General features: G+C 45.1%; 19 protein-coding genes and 1 riboswitch. Of the genes, 5 read left to right on the top strand and 14 right to left on the bottom strand.

Features of this window, described 5'->3' with window-relative positions; genetic code table 11:
• Positions 1 to 355: 355 nt before the first annotated feature.
• From rbsU to FFM77_RS08285, 5 genes are all read right to left on the bottom strand, one after another.
• Positions 356 to 1,240 carry a ribose/proton symporter RbsU gene (rbsU, locus tag FFM77_RS08305; RefSeq protein WP_137635306.1) on the bottom strand — a complete coding sequence of 295 codons (885 nt, stop codon included), beginning with the start codon at positions 1,238 to 1,240 and terminating at the stop codon, positions 356 to 358.
• 27 nt (positions 1,241 to 1,267) lie between these two features.
• On the bottom strand, positions 1,268 to 1,663 hold the full coding sequence (gene rbsD / locus FFM77_RS08300) for a D-ribose pyranase (RefSeq protein ID WP_137635305.1): 396 nt from the start codon (positions 1,661 to 1,663) through the stop codon (positions 1,268 to 1,270).
• Positions 1,660 to 2,583: a ribokinase gene (gene rbsK / locus FFM77_RS08295; RefSeq protein WP_137635304.1), complete on the bottom strand. Its 924-nt coding sequence runs from the start codon at positions 2,581 to 2,583 to the stop codon at positions 1,660 to 1,662. Before rbsK ends, rbsD begins: the two co-directional genes overlap by 4 nt.
• Before the next feature lie 109 nt (positions 2,584 to 2,692).
• Positions 2,693 to 3,691, bottom strand: a complete 999-nt coding sequence (gene rbsR, locus FFM77_RS08290; protein ID WP_137635303.1) for a ribose utilization transcriptional repressor RbsR — start codon at positions 3,689 to 3,691, stop codon at positions 2,693 to 2,695.
• A gap of 469 nt (positions 3,692 to 4,160) precedes the next feature.
• Positions 4,161 to 5,510, bottom strand: a complete 1,350-nt coding sequence (locus FFM77_RS08285) for a DUF2252 domain-containing protein (RefSeq protein ID WP_137635302.1) — start codon at positions 5,508 to 5,510, stop codon at positions 4,161 to 4,163.
• Between the two features lie 183 nt (positions 5,511 to 5,693).
• On the opposite strand from FFM77_RS08285, the gene FFM77_RS08280 reads away from it, so the two are divergent.
• Both FFM77_RS08280 and FFM77_RS08275 read left to right on the top strand, forming a co-directional pair.
• On the top strand, positions 5,694 to 6,161 hold the full coding sequence (locus FFM77_RS08280) for a nucleoside-diphosphate kinase (RefSeq protein ID WP_137635301.1): 468 nt from the start codon (positions 5,694 to 5,696) through the stop codon (positions 6,159 to 6,161).
• A 192-nt stretch (positions 6,162 to 6,353) separates the two neighbouring features.
• Positions 6,354 to 6,743, top strand: a complete 390-nt coding sequence (locus tag FFM77_RS08275) for a hypothetical protein (RefSeq protein WP_137635300.1) — start codon at positions 6,354 to 6,356, stop codon at positions 6,741 to 6,743.
• A 53-nt stretch (positions 6,744 to 6,796) separates the two neighbouring features.
• Here the strand turns inward: FFM77_RS08275 and FFM77_RS08270 are convergent, their stop codons facing one another.
• From FFM77_RS08270 to FFM77_RS08245, 6 genes are all read right to left on the bottom strand, one after another.
• Entirely contained in the window at positions 6,797 to 7,030 is a 234-nt protein-coding gene (locus FFM77_RS08270; protein ID WP_137635299.1) for a hypothetical protein, read from the bottom strand.
• Between the two features lie 41 nt (positions 7,031 to 7,071).
• Positions 7,072 to 7,404: a thioredoxin gene (trxA, locus tag FFM77_RS08265; RefSeq protein WP_137635298.1), complete on the bottom strand. Its 333-nt coding sequence runs from the start codon at positions 7,402 to 7,404 to the stop codon at positions 7,072 to 7,074.
• 472 nt (positions 7,405 to 7,876) lie between these two features.
• Entirely contained in the window at positions 7,877 to 9,031 is a 1,155-nt protein-coding gene (locus FFM77_RS08260; protein WP_137635297.1) for a mannitol-1-phosphate 5-dehydrogenase, read from the bottom strand.
• Position 9,032: 1 nt separating this feature from the next.
• Entirely contained in the window at positions 9,033 to 9,482 is a 450-nt protein-coding gene (locus tag FFM77_RS08255; RefSeq protein WP_137635296.1) for a PTS mannitol transporter subunit IIA, read from the bottom strand.
• Between the two features lie 14 nt (positions 9,483 to 9,496).
• On the bottom strand, positions 9,497 to 11,572 hold the full coding sequence (locus FFM77_RS08250; RefSeq protein ID WP_137635295.1) for a BglG family transcription antiterminator: 2,076 nt from the start codon (positions 11,570 to 11,572) through the stop codon (positions 9,497 to 9,499).
• Positions 11,573 to 11,596: 24 nt separating this feature from the next.
• Positions 11,597 to 13,432, bottom strand: a complete 1,836-nt coding sequence (locus FFM77_RS08245) for a PTS mannitol transporter subunit IIBC (RefSeq protein ID WP_137635294.1) — start codon at positions 13,430 to 13,432, stop codon at positions 11,597 to 11,599.
• Positions 13,433 to 13,808: 376 nt separating this feature from the next.
• Between FFM77_RS08245 and FFM77_RS08240 the strand changes: the two genes are divergently transcribed.
• On the top strand, positions 13,809 to 15,224 hold the full coding sequence (locus tag FFM77_RS08240) for a C69 family dipeptidase (RefSeq protein ID WP_137635293.1): 1,416 nt from the start codon (positions 13,809 to 13,811) through the stop codon (positions 15,222 to 15,224).
• A 633-nt stretch (positions 15,225 to 15,857) separates the two neighbouring features.
• Positions 15,858 to 16,013: a hypothetical protein gene (locus tag FFM77_RS13975; RefSeq protein WP_171001583.1), complete on the top strand. Its 156-nt coding sequence runs from the start codon at positions 15,858 to 15,860 to the stop codon at positions 16,011 to 16,013.
• A gap of 85 nt (positions 16,014 to 16,098) precedes the next feature.
• Here FFM77_RS13975 and FFM77_RS08235 read toward each other — a convergent pair whose 3' ends face one another.
• A complete protein-coding gene (locus FFM77_RS08235) occupies positions 16,099 to 16,812 on the bottom strand; it encodes a glucosamine-6-phosphate deaminase (protein WP_137635292.1) in 714 nt (237 codons plus the stop codon).
• A gap of 430 nt (positions 16,813 to 17,242) precedes the next feature.
• Here FFM77_RS08235 and greA point away from each other — a divergent pair, with 430 nt between their 5' ends.
• Positions 17,243 to 17,713, top strand: coding sequence for a transcription elongation factor GreA (greA, locus tag FFM77_RS08230; RefSeq protein ID WP_137635291.1), 471 nt, complete (start codon positions 17,243 to 17,245; stop codon positions 17,711 to 17,713).
• Positions 17,714 to 17,754: 41 nt separating this feature from the next.
• On the opposite strand, the gene FFM77_RS08225 is transcribed toward greA, so the two are convergent.
• Together FFM77_RS08225 and FFM77_RS08220 are read right to left on the bottom strand one after the other, a co-directional pair.
• Positions 17,755 to 18,585 (bottom strand): aldo/keto reductase, encoded by an 831-nt coding sequence (locus FFM77_RS08225; protein WP_137635290.1) that lies wholly within the window; start codon positions 18,583 to 18,585, stop codon positions 17,755 to 17,757.
• A gap of 47 nt (positions 18,586 to 18,632) precedes the next feature.
• On the bottom strand, positions 18,633 to 19,106 hold the full coding sequence (locus FFM77_RS08220; RefSeq protein ID WP_137635289.1) for a glutathione peroxidase: 474 nt from the start codon (positions 19,104 to 19,106) through the stop codon (positions 18,633 to 18,635).
• Positions 19,107 to 19,516: 410 nt separating this feature from the next.
• Positions 19,517 to 19,609, top strand: a riboswitch (TPP riboswitch).
• Positions 19,610 to 19,618: the final 9 nt, after the last annotated feature.

Here is a 19,618-nt window from a genome sequence, read left to right as displayed (position 1 = left end):
CGCTGGAACGCCATGGGCCATTTCGAAGCCAAAGTTCGGTCTTCAAAGCTGGCCTTGGCCTAAGTCCGAGCAGGCCACTCGCACTAAGGCCAACGACACGGCTGAGCATTTTAGGAACCAACGGCTCGGCTAAATTTGTTGATTGAACATTTTATAAATATCGACTAACTAACGGCGGGCGGGCCAGAATTGGCTCAGTGGTGTCGTTTGACTTAGCCGGTGATTTTTCCGGGTTAGTCAAAGCCCGGCTTGTGAGACCGCTCTTCGGCTCACAAACGCGGCCACCACGTTCCAGCCGATTCTGGACCAACCAGAGTGGCAACTTACACCAAATAGCACCAAGTATTTCAAACTATTAAATTAAAACGGTCACAGTAGCCGCAACTAAGATTAAGACTAACCCCAAGACCGTGATACGCATTTCTTTACTGGTCTTCTTCTGGCCTAAGAACCAAATACCAGTCAAAGTTGCGAGGACTACAGAAGTTTGTGACAAGATAAAACCAGTTGCTAAACCATTCATGTCTGGTTGGGCAGAGATTAGGTAAGTTAACGCCGCAAATGCGAAGAATAAACCTGAGAAAATATGGCGATACGAAATGCTTTCCGTTAACACTAATTTTTCACCCCGCAACGCGAGGAATATGGCATACACGATCCCAACTAAGACCATCCCAATTGCTTGAGGTAAGAAAGCTTGCATCCCACTCAGCTTGGTCGCTTGAGGAGCGGCGGAATAGGCCCAGTAGCCAATCTCACCGACTGCCAGCCAGAGCACCGCTTGCCGCAGTAATCGGGCGTTACCGGCATCCTTATGTTCTGACCAGACTGTCAAGCTAGCGCCAATAATGATTAACACCAAAGCTACCCCGCCGAAAAGTTTCGCAGCCATCGTTGGCCAATCACCTAGCGCAATCACACCCCATAACGAAGCTCCTAATAATTGAAACGCTGTCGTCACCGGCATTGCCCGTGACGAACCGACCATCGTAAACGCCTTAAACGTGATAATTTGGGCACTGGCCCAACCGATTCCAGAGATAATGGCAAAGATCAAATCATGGCCAGTTGGCAAGGCAATTCCTTGAACCATCGCAAAGACCATGGCAAACAATAACGTCCCAATCGTGGACCCGAGGATCTGATTAACGGGACGACCACCAATCTTAGAAGCAATCGTGGGATATAACCCCCACCCTAACAATGGGCCCAGCCCAATTAACAATGCCGTTGCATTCATACTCTTTCCTCCTATGCGTGCCTATGCCTAGAACGTCACGCCACTTTCCAATAAGATATTTGCATATGGGGTCATTTCCCCCGTCCGGACAAAGGCCCGGCAGTTGTGCAAGTCCTGTTTCATCTCATCATGCGGCATAAACGTTATCGGCGTATCTGGCAACCGCTTTTTAATCGCTGTTAACATCGCCGGATTCTGCGTCTTAATCTCACTGGCTAAGTAAATTCGTTGCACTTCAAGTTCTTCCAATACGTTATTGAGTACCTGCATAAAGCTTGGAATCCCATTATCGACAGCTAAATCGATCTTTTCGGTTCCCATTGGCACTGGCATCCCGGCATCACCAATACTCAATTTGTCAAAATGGCCCATTTGCGCAATCACACGCGATAAATCTGAATTGATCACTTTACTTTTTTTCATTCGGCTAACCCCGCTTCAATTAATTCATGCCGATACGGAATCGATGGTTGCGCACCAAACCGCTGGACGGTTAATGATGACGCACCATTACCATATCGAATCGCTGCTTCTAAATTACTAAAATCAGACTTTAAGACGCTACTCATCGCGCCAATAAAGGTGTCACCAGCCGACGTCGTATCGACAGCATTAACTTTGTATGCTGGAACGATACCGTGCCGACCATCAACATCATAGAAGGCGCCTTTACTCCCAATCGTGATAATCACGGCAGCAATCCCTAAGGCATGCAAATCTGCCGCTGCTTGTAACATGCTAGCTTCATCCGTAATTTTTATACCAGTTAAGATTTCGGTTTCAGTTTCGTTGGGAATAATCATATCCGTCACCGCTAATAACTCAGTTGGAACCTTTGCCATCGCCGGTGCCGGATTCAAGATTGTCCGGACTCCCGCCGCCTGCGCAAGTTTGAAAGCAGCAATCGTACTATCGGTAGCGCTTTCAAACTGAGCAATAATAAAGTCACTGCTTTCAATTAACTGATGTTGTTGGGCAACATAATCCGGATCAAACGCCATATTAGCACCAGCATGAATCATAATCTGATTTTCACCGGCATCATCAACGACAACATACGCTTGACCAGTCGAGGTATTCGTCAAAGTGGTCACACCCGTTAAGTCAATCTCTTCTTGTGTCAGTAATTCAAGCATGGCTTTACCAGCATCATCATCGCCGACCGCCCCAATAAAATGCGTGATGGCTGCTGAGCGCTTGGCGGCAACGGCTTGATTGGCGCCTTTGCCACCTCCGGCTGAGAAAATCTCTTTCGTATGCATGGTCTCACCAGGCTTGGGCATTTGCTTCACCCGAATCGTGCGATCTAAGTTGATGCTACCAATGACAGTGACTGTATTCATAGGAATCCCTCCAGTTAATTAATCGCTAATTTAAGCTTAATTGCTTTTCATTAAAACGTTTTATGAAAACGTTTTAATAGAACAACAAAAATATAGCACATCTGAATCATTAATTCAAATGCGCCGTTGATTTTCTTTCAATTAATTTAACTGGTAAGCGCCGTTCATCCCATGGCTGGTCTGGATTCTTGATTCGAGCCAATAAAATTTCGGCTGTAACTTGACCCAGCTCAAAAATCGGTTGGGCAATTGTCGTCAGTTGCGGGGTGACGTACTCACACATCTCCACATTGTCATAGCCAATCACGCTATAATCACGGGGCACTTGCTTGCCGGCTTCGGCTAACCCAAGATACAACCCAAAAGCAATTTCATCGTTAATCGCAAACAATCCCGTTGCCGCTGTTTTAAGGATAGCTGGGACTGCTTGCCGACCACCTAACTTCGATAGTGGCACGTCAATGCGATCAATGTCCGCATCGGCATAGACGGTCTTAAAACCAGCCAAGCGTTGTTGCACATTGACCGAAGCTTGGGCCGGCATTAAGACTGCCACGTGCTGGTGACCCAATTGCTTTAAATGAGTCGCCGCCAGCCGACCGCCTTCAAAGTCATCCGTCAGTACGGCATCGCTAAAACCTTCCGCCTTTTTTTGGTCCAAGACAATAAAAGGATGTTGTTTCGTACGCAGGATATCATTGATGGCTTGATTTGAGACCGCCGAACTCGCAATAATAAAGCCATCTACGCCCCGATGGCTGAGTTCGGCCAGATACCCCTGTTCTTTGGTTTCATCCAAATCAGCATTACACAGCATCGTGATGTAACTGGCCTGATACAAGACTTGCTCAATCCCCCGAATGAGTTCACCAAAGAACGGATTGGTAATATCTGGTACCAAGACGCCAATCGTTTTACTGGTCTTCATAATCATCCGGCGAGCAAAGTAATCCGGTTCATAGTGTAAGTCGGCTTTGGCCTGCTGAACTTTAGCCACGGTGACCGGACTGAACTTGTCACTTTTGCCATTTAAAATCTGCGATACCGTCGAAATCGACACCCCAGATTGTTTGGCCACGTCCTTGATTGTGATTGCTTTATTCTTCATCTTCAAAATTCCCCTATCACCAAGCTATTCCTTATTGTATAACAGTTCCCCTAATTATGCGCGCCCAAACTAAAACGCGCCCTAGTTTTTAGGACGCGTTTCAGTTGCCGATTATAATTGCCACTCTGGTTGGGCCAGAATTGGCTGGAACGCGGTGACCGCGTTTGGAAGCCAAAGTGTGGTCTCCCAAGCCGGGCTTTATCTAAGTCGGAAAACCACCGACTAAGATAAACGACACCACTTAGCCAAGTCTGACCCGCCCGACGTTAATTAATCAACACTTATAAATGTCTATTTTAACCCATTAGTCTAGCCGAGAGGTTGATTCTTAAATGCTTAGCCGTGGTGTTGGCCTTAGTGCGAGTGATTTTCTCGGACTTAGGCCAAGGTCGGTTTTGAAGACCGAACTTTGGCTTTAAAATGGCCCATGACGTTCCAGCATTTTAGGAATCAACCGGTAGGCAGAAGCCTAATCCAAATCTAAAAAGGTCTGATAGTCATTATCGACTTGTTCGACATAACTAGTTGCCCAGTTAGCCATTGCATCGTCGAACTTGCTGGAATTGCCAACGTAACCGCGAATCATGGCCGCGGTTGGACTTTGAGCATGTGCTTGCGCTAAAATCATCGCACAAGTATTGGCATACGCTTTGAACTGCCCCCAGGATAAAGTCGGAATATCGATGGATTCTTTCATATCCCGGAACTGGCGAACATAAAAACTCTTATCCGCCATCTGGAAATAACCTAAAAAGACATCTGAAGTAGATTGTAGAATTCGCTGTGCGCTCACAATCCGTTGGCCTTCAGTTAGTTCCAACGCTGCCGTTAATTCTGGCCGCGTTTGACTACCGACTTTCCGGGTTGGTAAGGCTTCTTTAATCTGTAAGACCATGTGACTGCCATCGGTACTCGTCAACAAGACCAAGTAACAAAGCGAGCCAAAACTACCGACGCCCACACTGTGCCGAATAATATCGGTGACTTCATATTGGGATAATAGCAAAGCCACATCAGTCCGCACAGTTTGTAAATACTGCGTAATCCCGTGTTTCAACCCCCGATAAGTTTTCTTATTCGGATGGACGGAACGTGGTGCATTTTCTTTAAATTGCCGTTCACCGGCACTGTTAGTCCACGTAAACTTCCGGACAACTTGTTCGGAGTTGCGTTTGGTGGCTTTCTTGACCAAATCCGCAATAAAATCAGCCGTATCAGTCGGTTCACCACCAAAGTTCAAGACTGACTGGACTTCATTATCCCGATAGAAGCGTTGGAGCGTCGTCTGGTCAAACATCCGTTGAATGCCATCCCGATAACTAGCACTGGCTTCACGGATTAATTTATCAACTTTTTTCGGTTTAAAATCAGAATTACGGGCGGCCAGAATAATGCTGACCAGTAGGCGCCGTAAATCCCATTCCCAAGGATGGACGCCGGCTTCGTCAAAGTCATTTAAATCAAAGACCAACCGGCGTTCAGGTGAAGCGTAAAATCCAAAGTTACCTAAGTGAGCATCCCCGCAAACGACGGTGGGAATTTCAGTGGAACCTTGATAATCTAAATCATAATCCATTAATTCGACCGAGCCACGGAAAAAGGCAAAGGCCGAAGTACTCATTCGTTCGCGGCGCAACGGCAATAACTCCGGTACCAACATGGCCCGGACATGCCGTAAATACGCAGCAGCATCCCGTTTGACTGGCTTAAACGTGCCTAATTGGTCAAACGACGTCACTAACCGGCGCGCTTTACCAAGGGCAACGAGTTCAGCGACGGTGTGGTGCTGACGAATGTGTGTTAAATCAAGTGGTGGCATGGACATCAATCCTTTGTATTGAGCTGACTCCATTATACCGATAAATAACAACTAAGTGACAATTTTCACCGTAAATTATTGCGCCACACGGTTGATTGCAGTTGACGCGCCTGCTGAGTTAGGCTACCATCTAAGTAACAGCTAAATGGTAGCGCTTACCAAAATTATGGGAGGTCCAGCATTATGGCAAATTCAGAAAAAACTTTAGTTCTCGTCAAACCCGATGGTGTCGCAGAAGGTCACATCGGTGAGATCATTACCCGGTTCGAACGTAAAAATTACAAAATTTCCGCGTTAAAAGTGGTCAATGCGACTAAGGATCAGTTACATGTTCATTATCGGGATCAAGTGGACAACCCGTATTTCCACGAAATTGAAACGTACATGATGGAAGGCCCATTAGTTGCCATTATCGTCAGTGGGACTGGGGTCGTTAAAGCAGTCCATCACCTAGCCGGCAACACTCGTCCTGGTGACGCCCAAGCTGGGACCATTCGGGGGGACTTTGCCCATGAATATCCCGATGGCATTCTACGTAATATCATCCATACCTCGGACAGTCGTGAAAACGCCCATCATGAAATCGCTATTTGGTTCCCAGAACTAGCCGTCACAGCACGTAAAGATTTAGCTAAAGCTGGCAAAAAATAACTATTAATAAGACTCAAACGCTGACGAAGCAATCGTTGGCGTTTTTTTGATCCTAGTTTAACTTCCGGATACTTCGGCAAGCTTATTAAGTCAACTGTCGAAAAGCTATTTTTTACTGCAAATAAAGTCATTATTTTGGTCGCCAGTTCGTTAACCCCCTATGCTTAAGTTACAGAATTGGGGGGATTCGTTATGGATTTAGTTATGGGGACCGTACCAACCAGCGCACCACATGTACCAACACCAGTGCTACCGTCAATGTTTCGACTGCTCAACCAAGTGGATCAATGCTTAGCCCGCATCACCACTACTGGGGCTCTAGGATTGACACAATCAACCGCCACGTTAAGCTTATTGTTAACTCAACTTTTTGACACCACGATTATTCTCACCAGCGATCGTCACACCTTCAACGTGATCTTTGATGATCCACAGCATAAGTTCAATTTGACTGGTTGTCTCATCGAAAATACGTTCAGTAATATCTTGCATCCTGACTGTCCGACTTACATCATCGCCTTAAATCGCCAGCTGATTAAGAACAGTGATGACCTAGTTGCCACAATTGACGACTATTTATAGCAAAAAAGTGGGGCCAGGCTAACCATGTTAGTCCGACCCCACTCGCTATATGCTTAAAATTTAGTGGCCCGATACTTCTGAATAATAGCAACTGTTAGTGCCACCAAGATAACTGCTGTACCGGCAATTAAGACCCATGCCCAGTTCCAAAGCTGTAACTGTAACCTGGCATAAGGCACTCCTTGATCCAACTGTCTTAAAACCTTTACCAATCGGATACAGCCCCAAACTAAGACAACCACAGCCCCGATTAGGATATTGCCAGCTAATTTCAGCTTTCCAAACATTTAAAAATCGCCCCCACTCGATTTAAATCACTTTCCCAAGCCTAATCAGCCGTTACTTCGGCTAATTTCTGGTCTAAGTACTTCTTTAAAGCGGCCTGTGGATGAAAGCCTACCACCTTTTCAGCTGGCTTACCATGCTTAAAAATAACCAAGGCGGGGATACTCATAATCTGTAACTTCTCCGCTAATTCCTTATTTTGATCAACATCTAAGGAAGCAAATTTGATCTTGCCATCATAATCTTCATCCAAAGCTTCCAACGCTGGCGTCTGCATCTTACAAGGCCCACACCAGTCCGCCCAGAAATCCACGACAGTCAAATCCGTCCCAACACCAACGGTTTCAAATTCAGCGCCTGTAATCGGTTCTAACATAGTCTAAACACCCTCACTTTTACTCGTTACACAGTCATTGGCACTATCTGAACCAACGACCAATCATCTCAATTTTAGTTATAATCATACCACGGTAACCAGCGAACGCCTAAAAGATGACTTGATCATAAAGCTGCACTAACTTAATCAACGTACACCGGCGCCATCTACTGCTAGTTACAATTATTGACTACCAATTAAAAAATAATTTTGGCCACAATGATCCGTTAATTAACGGCGGGCGGCCCAGAATTGGCTCAGTGGTGTCGTTTGACTTAGTTGAGTGACTTTCTCAGCTTAGTCAAAGCCCGGCTTGTGAGACCACACCTCGGTTCACAAACGCGGCCACCACGTTCCAGCCGATTCTGGGCCAACCAGAGTGGCAATTTCAGGCCATCCCAAATGACAACTACCACCAAAAAAAGATCCGGTTACCATGGCGGTTAGTAACCAGATCTTTTATATTCAAAGCTTATTTTTCAGCTAAATGCTTTTCATAAGCCGCTTTAATTTCATTAACTAAATCTTCATCCTTCAAGCCAGTGGTTTCGCGAATCACTTGGTCGATAGGTTCATCCTTAAGCATTTGTTGTAACTTAACGCTTTCAGAATCATTTGGATAATTGAAGAAGAACATCATGCCGGCAGTGTCAACTAAGGCACTGTAATCACGGCCGCGTTCCTTCAATTCACGGATTGGGCGAACAAAGCGTTCGTCAAAGCCGAGCTTCCGGATTGGTGTCCGGCCAACCCGTTCAATATCATCTGAGATATATGGGTTTTCGAACCGGCTCAAGATCTTCTTTTGATAAGCATGGTGAACTTCAGGATCAAAGCCCCACTTTTGAATCAACAAGTCCCCAGTTTCGCCTAAGACATGCTTGGCTTGTTCAACCACGCTATCATCTTTAACGGCTTCACCGATAGTCTTGTAACCCTTCATGTTCCCGGTGTAAGCAACCGTGGCATGACCAGTGTTAACGGAGAACAACTTGCGTTCGATGTATGGTTCCAAATCGTCCGCATAGTCGACACCCTTCAATTGGATTTCAGGATTCTTCATTTGTGACTTATCAATGACCCATTCCTTGAATGGTTCAACAGAAACAAACAATGGATCATCATGCTTTTGTAATGGCACGATCCGGTCAACCGCCGCGTTAGGGAAGCCAATATATTGGTCAGCCCAAGCTTGCTCGTCATCGTTCAAGGCTTCATAAACGGATTTCTTTAATGATTGGCTCCCACCGATCATGTTTTCACAAGCAATCACGTCTAAGGTCTGTGTATCGTTGTTAGCTTGACGTAACTTAATCCCGTCGGCAATGAGTGGGGCAATGAACTTCAAAATCTTAGGACCAATAGCCGTAGTGACCATATCAGCCTTAGCGATTTCTTCAGCAACTGCTTTAGGATCCTTGCCGTTGTTAATGCCTTTAACATCATGAACTTCAATGTGCTTTTGGCCTTCTGCAGCCAATTCAATTGTATAGCCATTGCGTTTGTTCAATTCATCGATCAAAGTTTCATTAACATCGACGAACGTAATCTTAAAGCCGTTGTCAGCCAAGGTTTCGCCAATGAAACCGCGACCGATATTACCTGCACCAAAGTGTACGTCTAACATTCTAATCAACTTCCTTTAATAGATTAATAATTTCATCTTCAGATTGAGCGTCCGCTAACTTGGCAACGTTAGCCACGTCGCTGCAGTATATCGCAATCTGAGACAAGAGGTTCAAGTGTTCACCGTTCAATCCAGCAATTCCGAAGATAACGGTAACGGTCTTATCGTCATCATCATTGGTTGGATCACCCCAGCTCACACCCATTGGTACTTGGACCACGGAAATCCCGGTCTTTTTAATGTACTTCATGCCATCTTCAGTACCATGGGGGATGGCAATGAAATTACCCATATAAACGGATACATCTTGGTTCCGCGCTTGCATCGCGTCGATGTATTCCGGTTCGACACAACCGCCATCGACCAATAATTGACCGGCTAAGCGGATGCCTTCTTCTTGCGTGGCCACTTGCTGGTTCAACGCAATCATCTTTTTATCTAAAGCTTCCATTCTATTCACCTACTCTATTTCGTTAGTTCGTTCAAAAATGCACTGCTAATTAACTGATAAAGTTGTTGGCGACTGCCGGTCATAAAGGTCTGCGTATTGGCATGACTTTCAATGACTAACGCACTCAACTTACCCATCAAGCGATTCTCATAATCACTGATGTCAGCCGGTCCCAGCATTAAGACAACCCGTTGCAACTGAATGCTTTGATCGCCCATGCTCTTAAATGGGACTGGTTTGGCTAATTCAAAGATAGCACAATACGGCGCAGCGACTTGTTCGCTCAAGGTATGCACAAGGGCTAAGTTGGTATTAGGAATGCCAACTGGCGCTAAGCTCAATCGATGGAGCAACTTGCCCGCGACTTCTAGGGGGTCGTGAACAATCGTCGGGGCGATTTGTCGGGTAATTGTCACCAGCGTCTCTGCGATGGTCTGCTCGCCGTTACTAATGGGGGTAATGGCAAACCGGTCAAGAATCCGCTTGGCAACTGTCAGCCGTTGATAGGCGGTGTCAAAGTCCACGGTCGGTGTTGCCACCTTGGGCGCCGGCTTAATGGCCGCTTGTGTGTTAGGAAAATATTGATGAATGTATTCACGAAGCGCACTCACTTCATTTTCTAACAACAATGGACTGACTACCCGATAATTCAATTTGAAACCCGGCAATTGGGTGGTTGAGAGAATCATATCAAATTGTTGTAAGTCAATCTGACCAAGATTACCAATTCGAGCCACCTCAATCGTCGTAATTTCTGGAATCAACCGCGTTAACCGCGTTTTTAAAATGCGCGCGGTCGTCATCCCGTTCGGACATAAAACTAACACTTTCAACGCCTGATGACTCAGCTGTTGCTCATACGTACTCGCAAAGTGAATCAACAAGTAGGTCAGTTCATCAATCTGAAAGTTCTGATCAGGGAATGTGGCTTCAAAGCCACGCACCACCGCCGCATATAACTTCGGGTATTGGCTGCGAACCTCCTGCAATTCAGCACTCGGTGGCACTGGACCAGGAATGCCATTGCGTTGCAAGGCAATCTGCATATGTGCAGTCAAGTTATTCATCAGCTGATCATCGGTTCCAAACGACCACTTGAAGTTAGCCGCCACGGCATCGATCAACTTCTTAACACGATACGTTAACTGTAAATCATAATTCGATAACGACGCATCTTGATCAATCCGAAACGTTAACCCTTTGATCTGTTGCGCTAAGAAATCTATCTCAGCACCCGTGACTTGCGACTTAATGTCTCCCGGCAGCTGCGTCAAAATCGCTAACGCAATCCGCTGGTACTGCAAGAAGTCATCCCGGTTAATCCCTTGGAGATACGTGACCCGTTGGCCATGTTGTAAGCGCATGACCGCCGTCGTCAACGTAATCATCAATTGCTGTAGCTGACCATCTGGCACTGATGAAAAATACTTTTTCTTTAGATTCCGAACTGCTTCGTAGCAATGCAACAGTAATTGCGGTTCTAATTGATTCAAAAAGTAAGATTGTTCATCGGTCGCAGTGACGGTCACACCACGTTTTAACTTGGCAATTGTTTTGAAAAATTCATAATCATTAATGGCATTATTCAAGATGGTGGCAAAGAGGCTCCGAATATTCGCCTCGGTACCGGCCACTTGAATTCCCCGTGACTTCAGCCGCTCAATCGACAAGTCATAGTCCCCAAAGGGTGTGGCTAACGTCGTTAAGTCGTTTGAAATCGTGGCAATACTCACATTGAAATCTAACGCTAATTCTTTTAGTTTCATCGAATCATCAGCCATCAGCACCCGACAAGCCAACGCATTCTGCCGCGTCTGGGTATCGAAAGCCGGTGTTAAGCCTTGACTGCTACTGAGTTCGCCTTGAAAATCCGCCAAAGCGGCCGTCGTTCCACTTAACTGGAAGCGATGGTCTTGATTGACGATTTTCAATTGGGCATTGTCTAAAACTAATTCTAAATTACTGAATTCACGATAGATTGTCCGACGGCTGCTATTGATGGCGGTTTCAATCTGACTCATGGTGAGTCCGGTCGCACTGTCTAGCAATAATTGTAATAAGTCGTCTTGACGTTTTGTGAACTTTACCATGGGGCCACCTCATATGATAACGGTTTATTTTAATCCTGCTACCATTTTATCATATTTAGGTGAGCTCAGAAGATCATCGGTAACGAGCACTTGAACATGCGTGTAACGAGTCTTCAAGTTCTTAGCAGCTTCTGAGGAAGAAACAACTAAGAGACTATTGTTATCTTGTAATTCATCAATCCCTAAGTTCTTAACAACCGCTTGCTTATTAGCTTTCTTCAAGCGACCTTTCATCAAGGATGTCGCCATAGTAGCGGTCCCTAAATGACTGTCATGATGAACAAAGACGACTTCTTTAACCACATCTAAGTCTAAATCACTTGGCAAATCATCTTCAGCGGCACTTTCAGCCGGTGCGGCTTCAGAAGCTGGCGCTGGTTCAGGACTTACTTGATCACGAGCCTTTAAGTTAACGACCACTTGATCGTACTTAGGACTGCTCAAGAAGTTATCGACGGCTAAACGTAACGCATGTGGGGCTTTTTGAGCGGCCCGATCAGCTAATTCGTTTTGCGTAATGACTAATAACCCAGGTTCATCTTTCAAATTACTGATGGCCGTGTTGGTAACTGACATATCAATGCCGGCCTTCTTGACCTTGTCCCGTAGTAAGGAAGCACCCATTGCGGATGACCCCATCCCGGCGTCACAAGCGAAGATAATGTGATCAACATCTTTATAAGAAGCAATCACGTCAGCGGCATCGGCAGCTGGTGTAGCAGTTTCACCACCCTTGTTACCTTTCATATCGTTCATTTGACCTTTAGCCGCAGCTAAGGAATCATCACCCATTGATTTGTCACGCTTCAAGATAATCGCCGCAACAATGAATGAGGCTAACGTTGCTAAGACAACCCCAACAATCAAACCAAGGTAGTTGGCAATACTCCGTGGTGCCATCGCGAATAACATAATGATGGAACCAGGTGAAGGTGTTGAACGTAACCCAACGTTTAAGAGACTGAAAGTTGCAGTCCCAGTAACCCCACCAGCAATAACAGCTAAGAACAAAGCTGGCTTCATCAAAACGTATGGGAAGTAAATTTCATGAATCCCACCAAGGAAATGAATAATCATCGCACTTGGCGCTGAAGCTTTCGCGGTACCTTTACCAAATAAAGCAAAGGCTAACAGAATCCCAAGACCGGGACCTGGATCCGGTTCAAGCAAGAACAGAATTGATTTACCGGCACTCGCCGCAGCTTGAATCCCAAGCGGTGTCAAGATACCTTGGTTAATCGCATTGTTTAAGAACAAAATCTTGGCTGGTTCAATGAAGACATTGGCTAATGGTAAGAGGTTTGCTTTAATGATCCAGTCAACCCCAACGGCCATCGCCGCACTAGCACCGGCAACCAACGGGCCAATCCCGAAGTAACCGAGGATTGCTAATAGCATCCCCATAATCCCAGCGGAGAAGTTGTTAACCAACATTTCAAACCCACTGTGGACTTTATCAGAAATGGCATCGTCCCATTTCTTAATACACCAACCACCTAAAGGCCCCATAATCATGGCCCCAATAAACATTGGGATGGTTGATCCAACAATCACACCCATAGTAGCAATCGCACCAACGACCCCACCACGGTGTCCGGCAAGCATATTCCCACCGGTAAACGCTATCAATAATGGCAATAAATAATGGACCATTGGTTGAATCATCTTGGCTAAGTCAGCATTTGGGAACCAACCACCGGCCATAAAGATCGCGGTAATTAACCCCCAAGCAATAAAGGCCCCGATGTTCGGCATGACCATATTACTCAATGCACTCCCGAACTTTTGCACGCGGGCTTTAATGCCCACTTTTTTCTTCGCAACAGGAGCGGATTGGGTTGCAGAATTATTTTCACTCATCAGATAAAGCTCCTTCCTTTTCTTTACTCTTACATCATAACGAGCTTAGAAAACGGTTTCAAGACATTCTAGGCAGAGCGGTGGCACAGGAAGCTGTGCCAGAATTAAACTCACGGATTCACAATTGGCACAGTTGGCACAATCGACAACAAACGCCGGTACAGTCACAATGACAACCTTTTCTGAAACTGGTAACATTGCTGTAATGATTACGTTTTCACAAGTGGTGTTGACTAATTTATTGTGCTTTTAGCTTGCCACTCTGGTTGGGCCAACCAGAGTGGCAAGTTTAACAAGACAACTACAGAACAAAACCAATTTTGTTTTATGGTTACAAGACTCCTATACTAATAGTACAAAGGGGGCAGAACTAATTATGAAGAAAAGTTCTGATTGTACCGAAATATTAGTAGGAAAAGCCGCCAGTATCGACGGTTCCACGATTGTTGCCCGTAATGAAGACGGTTACGGCCCAATTAATCCCATCAAGTTCGTGGTGCACGCCGCGCATGACCAGACGCAAGCTAGCTTTACATCCGTCACGACCGGTGTGACCGTGCCGCTACCCAAACACGCTTATCGCTATACCGCGACACCACAAGCTGACCAAAGTGATGGTCAATATGAAGAAGCTGGGATCAACGAATTGAACGTTGGGATGAGCGCAACCGAAACAACGGCAACTAACGCCCGCGTACTCGGCTATGACCCATTAGTTAATGATGGGATCAACGAAGAAGCCATGCTAACCTTGGTCTTGCCTTACATTAAGACTGCCAAGGAAGGTGTCCAACGGTTGGGCGCTTTACTTGAAAAGTACGGGACCGGCGAATGTAACAGCATCGCTTTTAATGACCATAATGATATTTGGTTGTTAGAAACTGCTGGTGGACATCATTGGGGGGCTATGCGTTTGCCCGATGACACTTACGCGATTGTGCCGAATCAAACCGTTGTGCAAAACATGGACTTAACGGACAGTGACAACTTCTTAGGTGCGACTGATTTAGTGGCCTTTGTTAATAAATACCATTTGAATCCAACACCGGATACCTTTAACTTCCGGGAAATCTTTGGGACGCACGGTGAAGATGACGCTTACTACAACACCCCACGGACATGGTATGGGCAAAAGTTGTTCAATCCTGAAATTGACCAACAACCAACTGACCAAGAGATGCCAATGGCCCGTAAGCCTAGCAAGCAATTAGCCATTGAAGACGTGCAAACGTTCTTATCCTCCCACTATAATGGGACACCCTATGATCCGTTCGGCACTTACGCTTCCGGTTCTGAAGCCGACCAACGGAAATACCGGCCAATCGCGATGGATCGTAACCAATGCTCCTCAATCTTACAGATTCGAAATGATGTTCCCGCTGACCGCGCGGCGATTCAATGGGTGGCCATGGGCTTCTTTGCTTACGCCCCTTACATGCCATTCTTCACTAATATCAATGACACGCCGACTGATTATCAAAATGCAGGCGCCACGGTCAATGTCGATAATGTCTATTGGTTAAACAAGACACTTTCGGTATTAATTGAACCCCACTGGCACGACTACGCCGAAGCCGTTAATGCTTTCCGCAACGGTTGTCAATCATATGCCCGCGGCCGGGTCGCAGCTACCGATACCGTCGCTAGTGTTGATATGACCACCGCTTTGACTAAAGCCAACGCTGAAACTGCTGGCGAAATTTCAAAGCGGACCCATCAATTATTCGACGAGATCGTTAAACATGGGTTGAACTTATCGAAGACTGCTTGGGAAAAGGGACAAAACCTTTAGTTATTAACGATTTGACCTTATTAATTGGCGATTGTTTCACCTTTAATTAACAAAATGACACCTTCTCCTTTAGCTAGGATTGGGTGTCATTTTGTATTTACTAACGCTTGGTGCTAGTTGGATTAAGTTGCCACTCTGGTTGGCCCAGAATCGGCTGGAACGTGGTGGCCGCGTTTGCGAGCCACAGACCGGTCTCACAAGCCGGGCTTTATCTAAGTCGGAAAATCACCGACTAAGATAAACGACACCACTGAGCCAATTCTGGACCGCCCGGCGTTAACTAACGGAAATTAAAAAATTAACGATTAATTATTTAATTCCCGTTAGTTAGCCAAGAGGTTGGATTCTAAAATGCTCAGCCGTGTCGTTGACTTTAGTGCGAGTGGGTTGCTCGGACTTAGGCCAAGGCCAGTTTTAAAGACCGGGCTTTGGCTTCAAAATGGCCCATGGCGTTCCAGCATTTTAGAATCCAACCGGCAGGCGGCAATTTCAACTAGCACCAAGCGTATTTACTAACGTTCAAGTTCCTTTTAAGGACGTTCATAATCTTTCCAGTAATTATTCAACCAATTATGCTATGTTAAGGTTGTAAAATATCATTTAAATTATCTAATGGTCAAGGAGGTAGTGAACATGTTCGTCATTATTTTAAGCATCATGATTGCCGTCATTGTAGCTTACTTAGATGGTGGAGGGTGGATTACCAATAGTTGGGAATTGTACCAAAATTACCGTCACTCCCATCTCTCAGTCAACCAATTTGTTCAACTGCTGCTTGTTAGACGCTAAGTTCTCGATTGACTAACTAAAAAAGGTTCCATTCAATCGTCATCAAAGACGTTTGAATGGAACCTTTAGCTTTTAATGGTACAGATTAATATTTTTTGCTTAACTTGCTTGCTGCGGCTTCATCAATGATAACCGTAACATCAGGATGGTTTTGTAAGATTGATGCTGGTAAATCAGGGGTATCTGGGCCTTCGATCATACCCTTAACAGCATCGGCTTTGTTTTCACCAAAGGCTTCAAGGATTAAGTGCTTGCTCTTCATGATGGAAGCTAAGCCCATTGAGAAGGCTTGCTTAGGCACATCATTTTCACTAGCAAAGAACCGCGCGTTAGCTTCAATCGTTGATGGTGTTAAGTCAACCACGTGAGTCGTCACATTCCGATCAGTCCCAGGTTCGTTGAAACCGATATGACCATTACGGCCAATTCCTAAGATTTGTAAGTCGATTGGATGTTCGTCGATAACTTTGTCATAACGTTTAACTTCTTCAGCTGGATCAGCAGCTAAACCATTTGGCAAGAATGATTGCTTGAATGGCTTTTCATTAAACAAGTGTGATTGCATGAAGTATTTGTAACTTTGGTCGTTGTCAGGAGCAATCCCAACATATTCATCCAAATTAACAGATGTGCAGTTACTGAAATCTAAATCACTATTTACGATTTCTTGATACGTCGTTACGGGTGTAGAACCAGTCGCCAACCCAAAAACTTTTGCCCCATTGTCTAAAGCATTCTTAAATACTTTAAATCCTTCTTTGCCGCCAGCAGCTTGATCCTTTACTACGATAACTTTCATAATTAACTGACTCCCTCTTTATTTGGTATAGTCCAATTATATATTGGTCTAGACTGAAATTCAAGGGATTTGCTCAAAAAAGTTTGAAAAATTGTTGTAACCGTTACCACCATTAGTTTAAGTCGCCTTTTAAGATAAGCTGGATAGTTGTATTTTTCTTAGCCATTGCCTATACTTAAGCTGTTCGTAACTCCGTGGAACGTGAGAAACTCCACGACTAGCCAAGGCTGTAAAGCTGTTGGCTATTTTTTATGCCAAGAGACATCAGTTTATCCAAAAACAGTTCAGTCACAAAGTGCCCACTTTCAAACGCTTATCCTCAATAACCGTGTTTAAACATGTGCTATCACCATCATCAAACATTCCCAAACCAGCAACAATGTGGTAACCTATTCCCAGAAAAATCCAATAAATATGCGAGGTTTTATCAATGGAACCAACCTTTAATAAAATGACTCCCGCTGGTTATCATGCCATCGAGCAAGAAATCGAAGCCTTAAAACAACAACGTCCACATCGTATCAAGGTTCTAGCCGCGGCGGCCGCACTAGGCGACCGTTCAGAGAATGCTGAATACACGAATGCCAAACGGGATTTAGGCCGCTTGGAAAGTCGGGTACGCTTTTTAAACAAACAACTCCAATACGCGCAAGTCGTTAAACCAGCGGACAATGATAAACTTGATATCGGTAAATCAGTGACTTTGGAATTTATGGATGATCACGATCAAGTCACCTATCAATTAGTTGGTAAACAAGAAGCTAACTTAGAACAACAAAAGATCTCATTCACCTCGCCTATCGGCCAAGCGTTAGATGGGCATACGGTCAATGATATCGTCACAGTCGCTGCACCTAATGGTAGTTACCAAGTTAAAATTATTGAGATTCATCGTAGCTAAAAAAGCCGTTACTAGCTGAACTAGTAGCGGTTTTCATTTACTTAAAATTCCTGATAAACAGCTGGATCCTGATTTTTCAACCGGCCATCCACATGACTGAGCCCATTAATCGTAGCCATATCAGTCGGATTAATTTCAAAATCAAAGAGGTCGATATTTCCTGCTTGCCGGGTCGGTGTTGATGACTTAGGAATCGGCAAAGTACCTAACTGAACTTCCCAACGTAAAATCAATTGACCAACATTCTTATGGTACCGAGCTGCAATTGCTTTTAAGGTTGGATTTTGCAACATCTCACTGGCCCGGCCAATTGGACTCCAATCCTGTGTCAAGATACCATGGGCCGTATCATACTCGCGTTGCGCTTGCTGGTTAAAGTAAGGATGCAATTCAATTTGGTTGATGACTGGTAAGACGCCGGTCGCTTGTTGCAAACGATCCAAATGTTCTGGCAAAAAGTTCGATACGCCGATTGAACGCACCAAGCCTAACTTTTGAGCGTCAATCAAGGCCTGCCAAGCTTCAACATAGTGATCTTCTTTAGGGTTCGGCCAATGAATTAAGTACAAATCATAATAATCCAAGCCAGCGCGGTACAACGATTCTTGAATCGTTGCAATCGCTTCGTCATAATGATGATGCCGCCCCGGTAGCTTCGATGAAATCAATAATTCTGAGCGTGGCACCGATGAACGCCGGACTGCTTCACCGACAGCGCCTTCATTTTCATAATTAAAAGCCGTGTCCAATAAGCGATAACCACGATCAATCGCCGAATCAATCACATTGACGCCATGTGCACCATTCAATTTATAAGTTCCGAAACCAACTTTCGGCAACGTCAACCCGTCACGCAATGTATAAGTTTCCAATTCAAAATTCCTCCTCAAATGGTCATTTAGGTTTAGCTTACCACTATTTAACGATCCGCCAAGGCGTCCCGAATTGCGGCTTCAAAAGTTGCGGGCCGGGTGGTTGGCGCATATCGTTCTAAGACCTGACCGTCACGACCAATTAAAAACTTCGTAAAGTTCCACTTAATCCGACCATGACCCGCCGTTTGCTTCAAATAACCAAACAATGGATCTTCCTGATCACCATTAACCAGTACCCGCTTCGTCATCGGAAATGTCACCCCATAATGCCGCTGACAATAATCGTGCGTTGCGTCATCGTCTGACTTTTCTTGATGGAATTGGTTAGATGGCAGTCCTAAAACCACTAAGCCTTCCCGTTGATACTTTTGATACAGCTCTTCTAAGCCTTTAAATTGTGGCGCTAAACCACAATTACTAGCCGTATTCACAATTAACAAGACTTGCCCGCGATATTGTTCCAGTGGTAAGTCTGCCCCACTCATTTCCGTTTCTTTGAACTCATAGATTGATGTCATTTCAAATCCTCCACTCAATTACACAGTGTTCTTTTCTAAATTTTTCAGACCTCATAACAGCCAAATGATCACTAACATGCAATATCATTATTAACAAAAAAGTATGCTGACCACAATAGTCGTAACCACTAGCGCAGGACGGCCTGGATAATGCTCAGTGGTGTCGTTCATCTTGGCTGACGATTTCCCAGCTTAGATAAAACCCGACTTTTGAGACCGCCATTCGGCTCAAAAACGTGGCCACCACGTTCCAGCATCAGTCCGGAGCAACCGTAGCAGCAATCGTTAAGTTAACCCAACTCGCTAACTAAATTAAAGCACAAAAGCATGACTTTTGAGTAACCTTTGCTCAGATGGTGTGAAATTTGATTGCGCTATCATTTGAATTCCGGTACACTGAACATAATCATTCATAGCAACTGGGGTGCCATACGGCTGAGAGAATACCCATTGAACCTGAATCTGGATAATGCCAGCGCAGGGAGCAATGCTTTTTTGGGGAACCATCAATC

This window comes from Lactiplantibacillus songbeiensis, assembly GCF_005405125.1.
Lineage (GTDB): Bacteria > Bacillota > Bacilli > Lactobacillales > Lactobacillaceae > Lactiplantibacillus > Lactiplantibacillus songbeiensis.
This window is presented reverse-complemented; position numbering and strand designations above follow the sequence as displayed.

Bases quoted from the DNA above. Each gene is read 5' to 3' on its own strand.
- FFM77_RS08220 (WP_137635289.1), bottom strand. From the start codon at position 19,106: ATGACATCAATCTATGAGTTCAAAGAAACGGAAATGAGTGGGGCAGAC.
- rbsD (WP_137635305.1), bottom strand. From the start codon at position 1,663: ATGAAAAAAAGTAAAGTGATCAATTCAGATTTATCGCGTGTGATTGCG.
- FFM77_RS08250 (WP_137635295.1), bottom strand. From the start codon at position 11,572: ATGGTAAAGTTCACAAAACGTCAAGACGACTTATTACAATTATTGCTA.
- FFM77_RS08285 (WP_137635302.1), bottom strand. From the start codon at position 5,510: ATGCCACCACTTGATTTAACACACATTCGTCAGCACCACACCGTCGCT.
- FFM77_RS08240 (WP_137635293.1), top strand. From the start codon at position 13,809: ATGAAGAAAAGTTCTGATTGTACCGAAATATTAGTAGGAAAAGCCGCC.
- rbsU (WP_137635306.1), bottom strand. From the start codon at position 1,240: ATGAATGCAACGGCATTGTTAATTGGGCTGGGCCCATTGTTAGGGTGG.
- rbsK (WP_137635304.1), bottom strand. From the start codon at position 2,583: ATGAATACAGTCACTGTCATTGGTAGCATCAACTTAGATCGCACGATT.
- FFM77_RS08235 (WP_137635292.1), bottom strand. From the start codon at position 16,812: ATGAAAGTTATCGTAGTAAAGGATCAAGCTGCTGGCGGCAAAGAAGGA.
- FFM77_RS08245 (WP_137635294.1), bottom strand. From the start codon at position 13,432: ATGAGTGAAAATAATTCTGCAACCCAATCCGCTCCTGTTGCGAAGAAA.
- FFM77_RS08275 (WP_137635300.1), top strand. From the start codon at position 6,354: ATGGATTTAGTTATGGGGACCGTACCAACCAGCGCACCACATGTACCA.
- rbsR (WP_137635303.1), bottom strand. From the start codon at position 3,691: ATGAAGAATAAAGCAATCACAATCAAGGACGTGGCCAAACAATCTGGG.
- FFM77_RS08260 (WP_137635297.1), bottom strand. From the start codon at position 9,031: ATGTTAGACGTACACTTTGGTGCAGGTAATATCGGTCGCGGTTTCATT.
- trxA (WP_137635298.1), bottom strand. From the start codon at position 7,404: ATGTTAGAACCGATTACAGGCGCTGAATTTGAAACCGTTGGTGTTGGG.
- FFM77_RS08255 (WP_137635296.1), bottom strand. From the start codon at position 9,482: ATGGAAGCTTTAGATAAAAAGATGATTGCGTTGAACCAGCAAGTGGCC.
- FFM77_RS13975 (WP_171001583.1), top strand. From the start codon at position 15,858: ATGTTCGTCATTATTTTAAGCATCATGATTGCCGTCATTGTAGCTTAC.
- FFM77_RS08280 (WP_137635301.1), top strand. From the start codon at position 5,694: ATGGCAAATTCAGAAAAAACTTTAGTTCTCGTCAAACCCGATGGTGTC.
- greA (WP_137635291.1), top strand. From the start codon at position 17,243: ATGGAACCAACCTTTAATAAAATGACTCCCGCTGGTTATCATGCCATC.
- FFM77_RS08270 (WP_137635299.1), bottom strand. From the start codon at position 7,030: ATGTTTGGAAAGCTGAAATTAGCTGGCAATATCCTAATCGGGGCTGTG.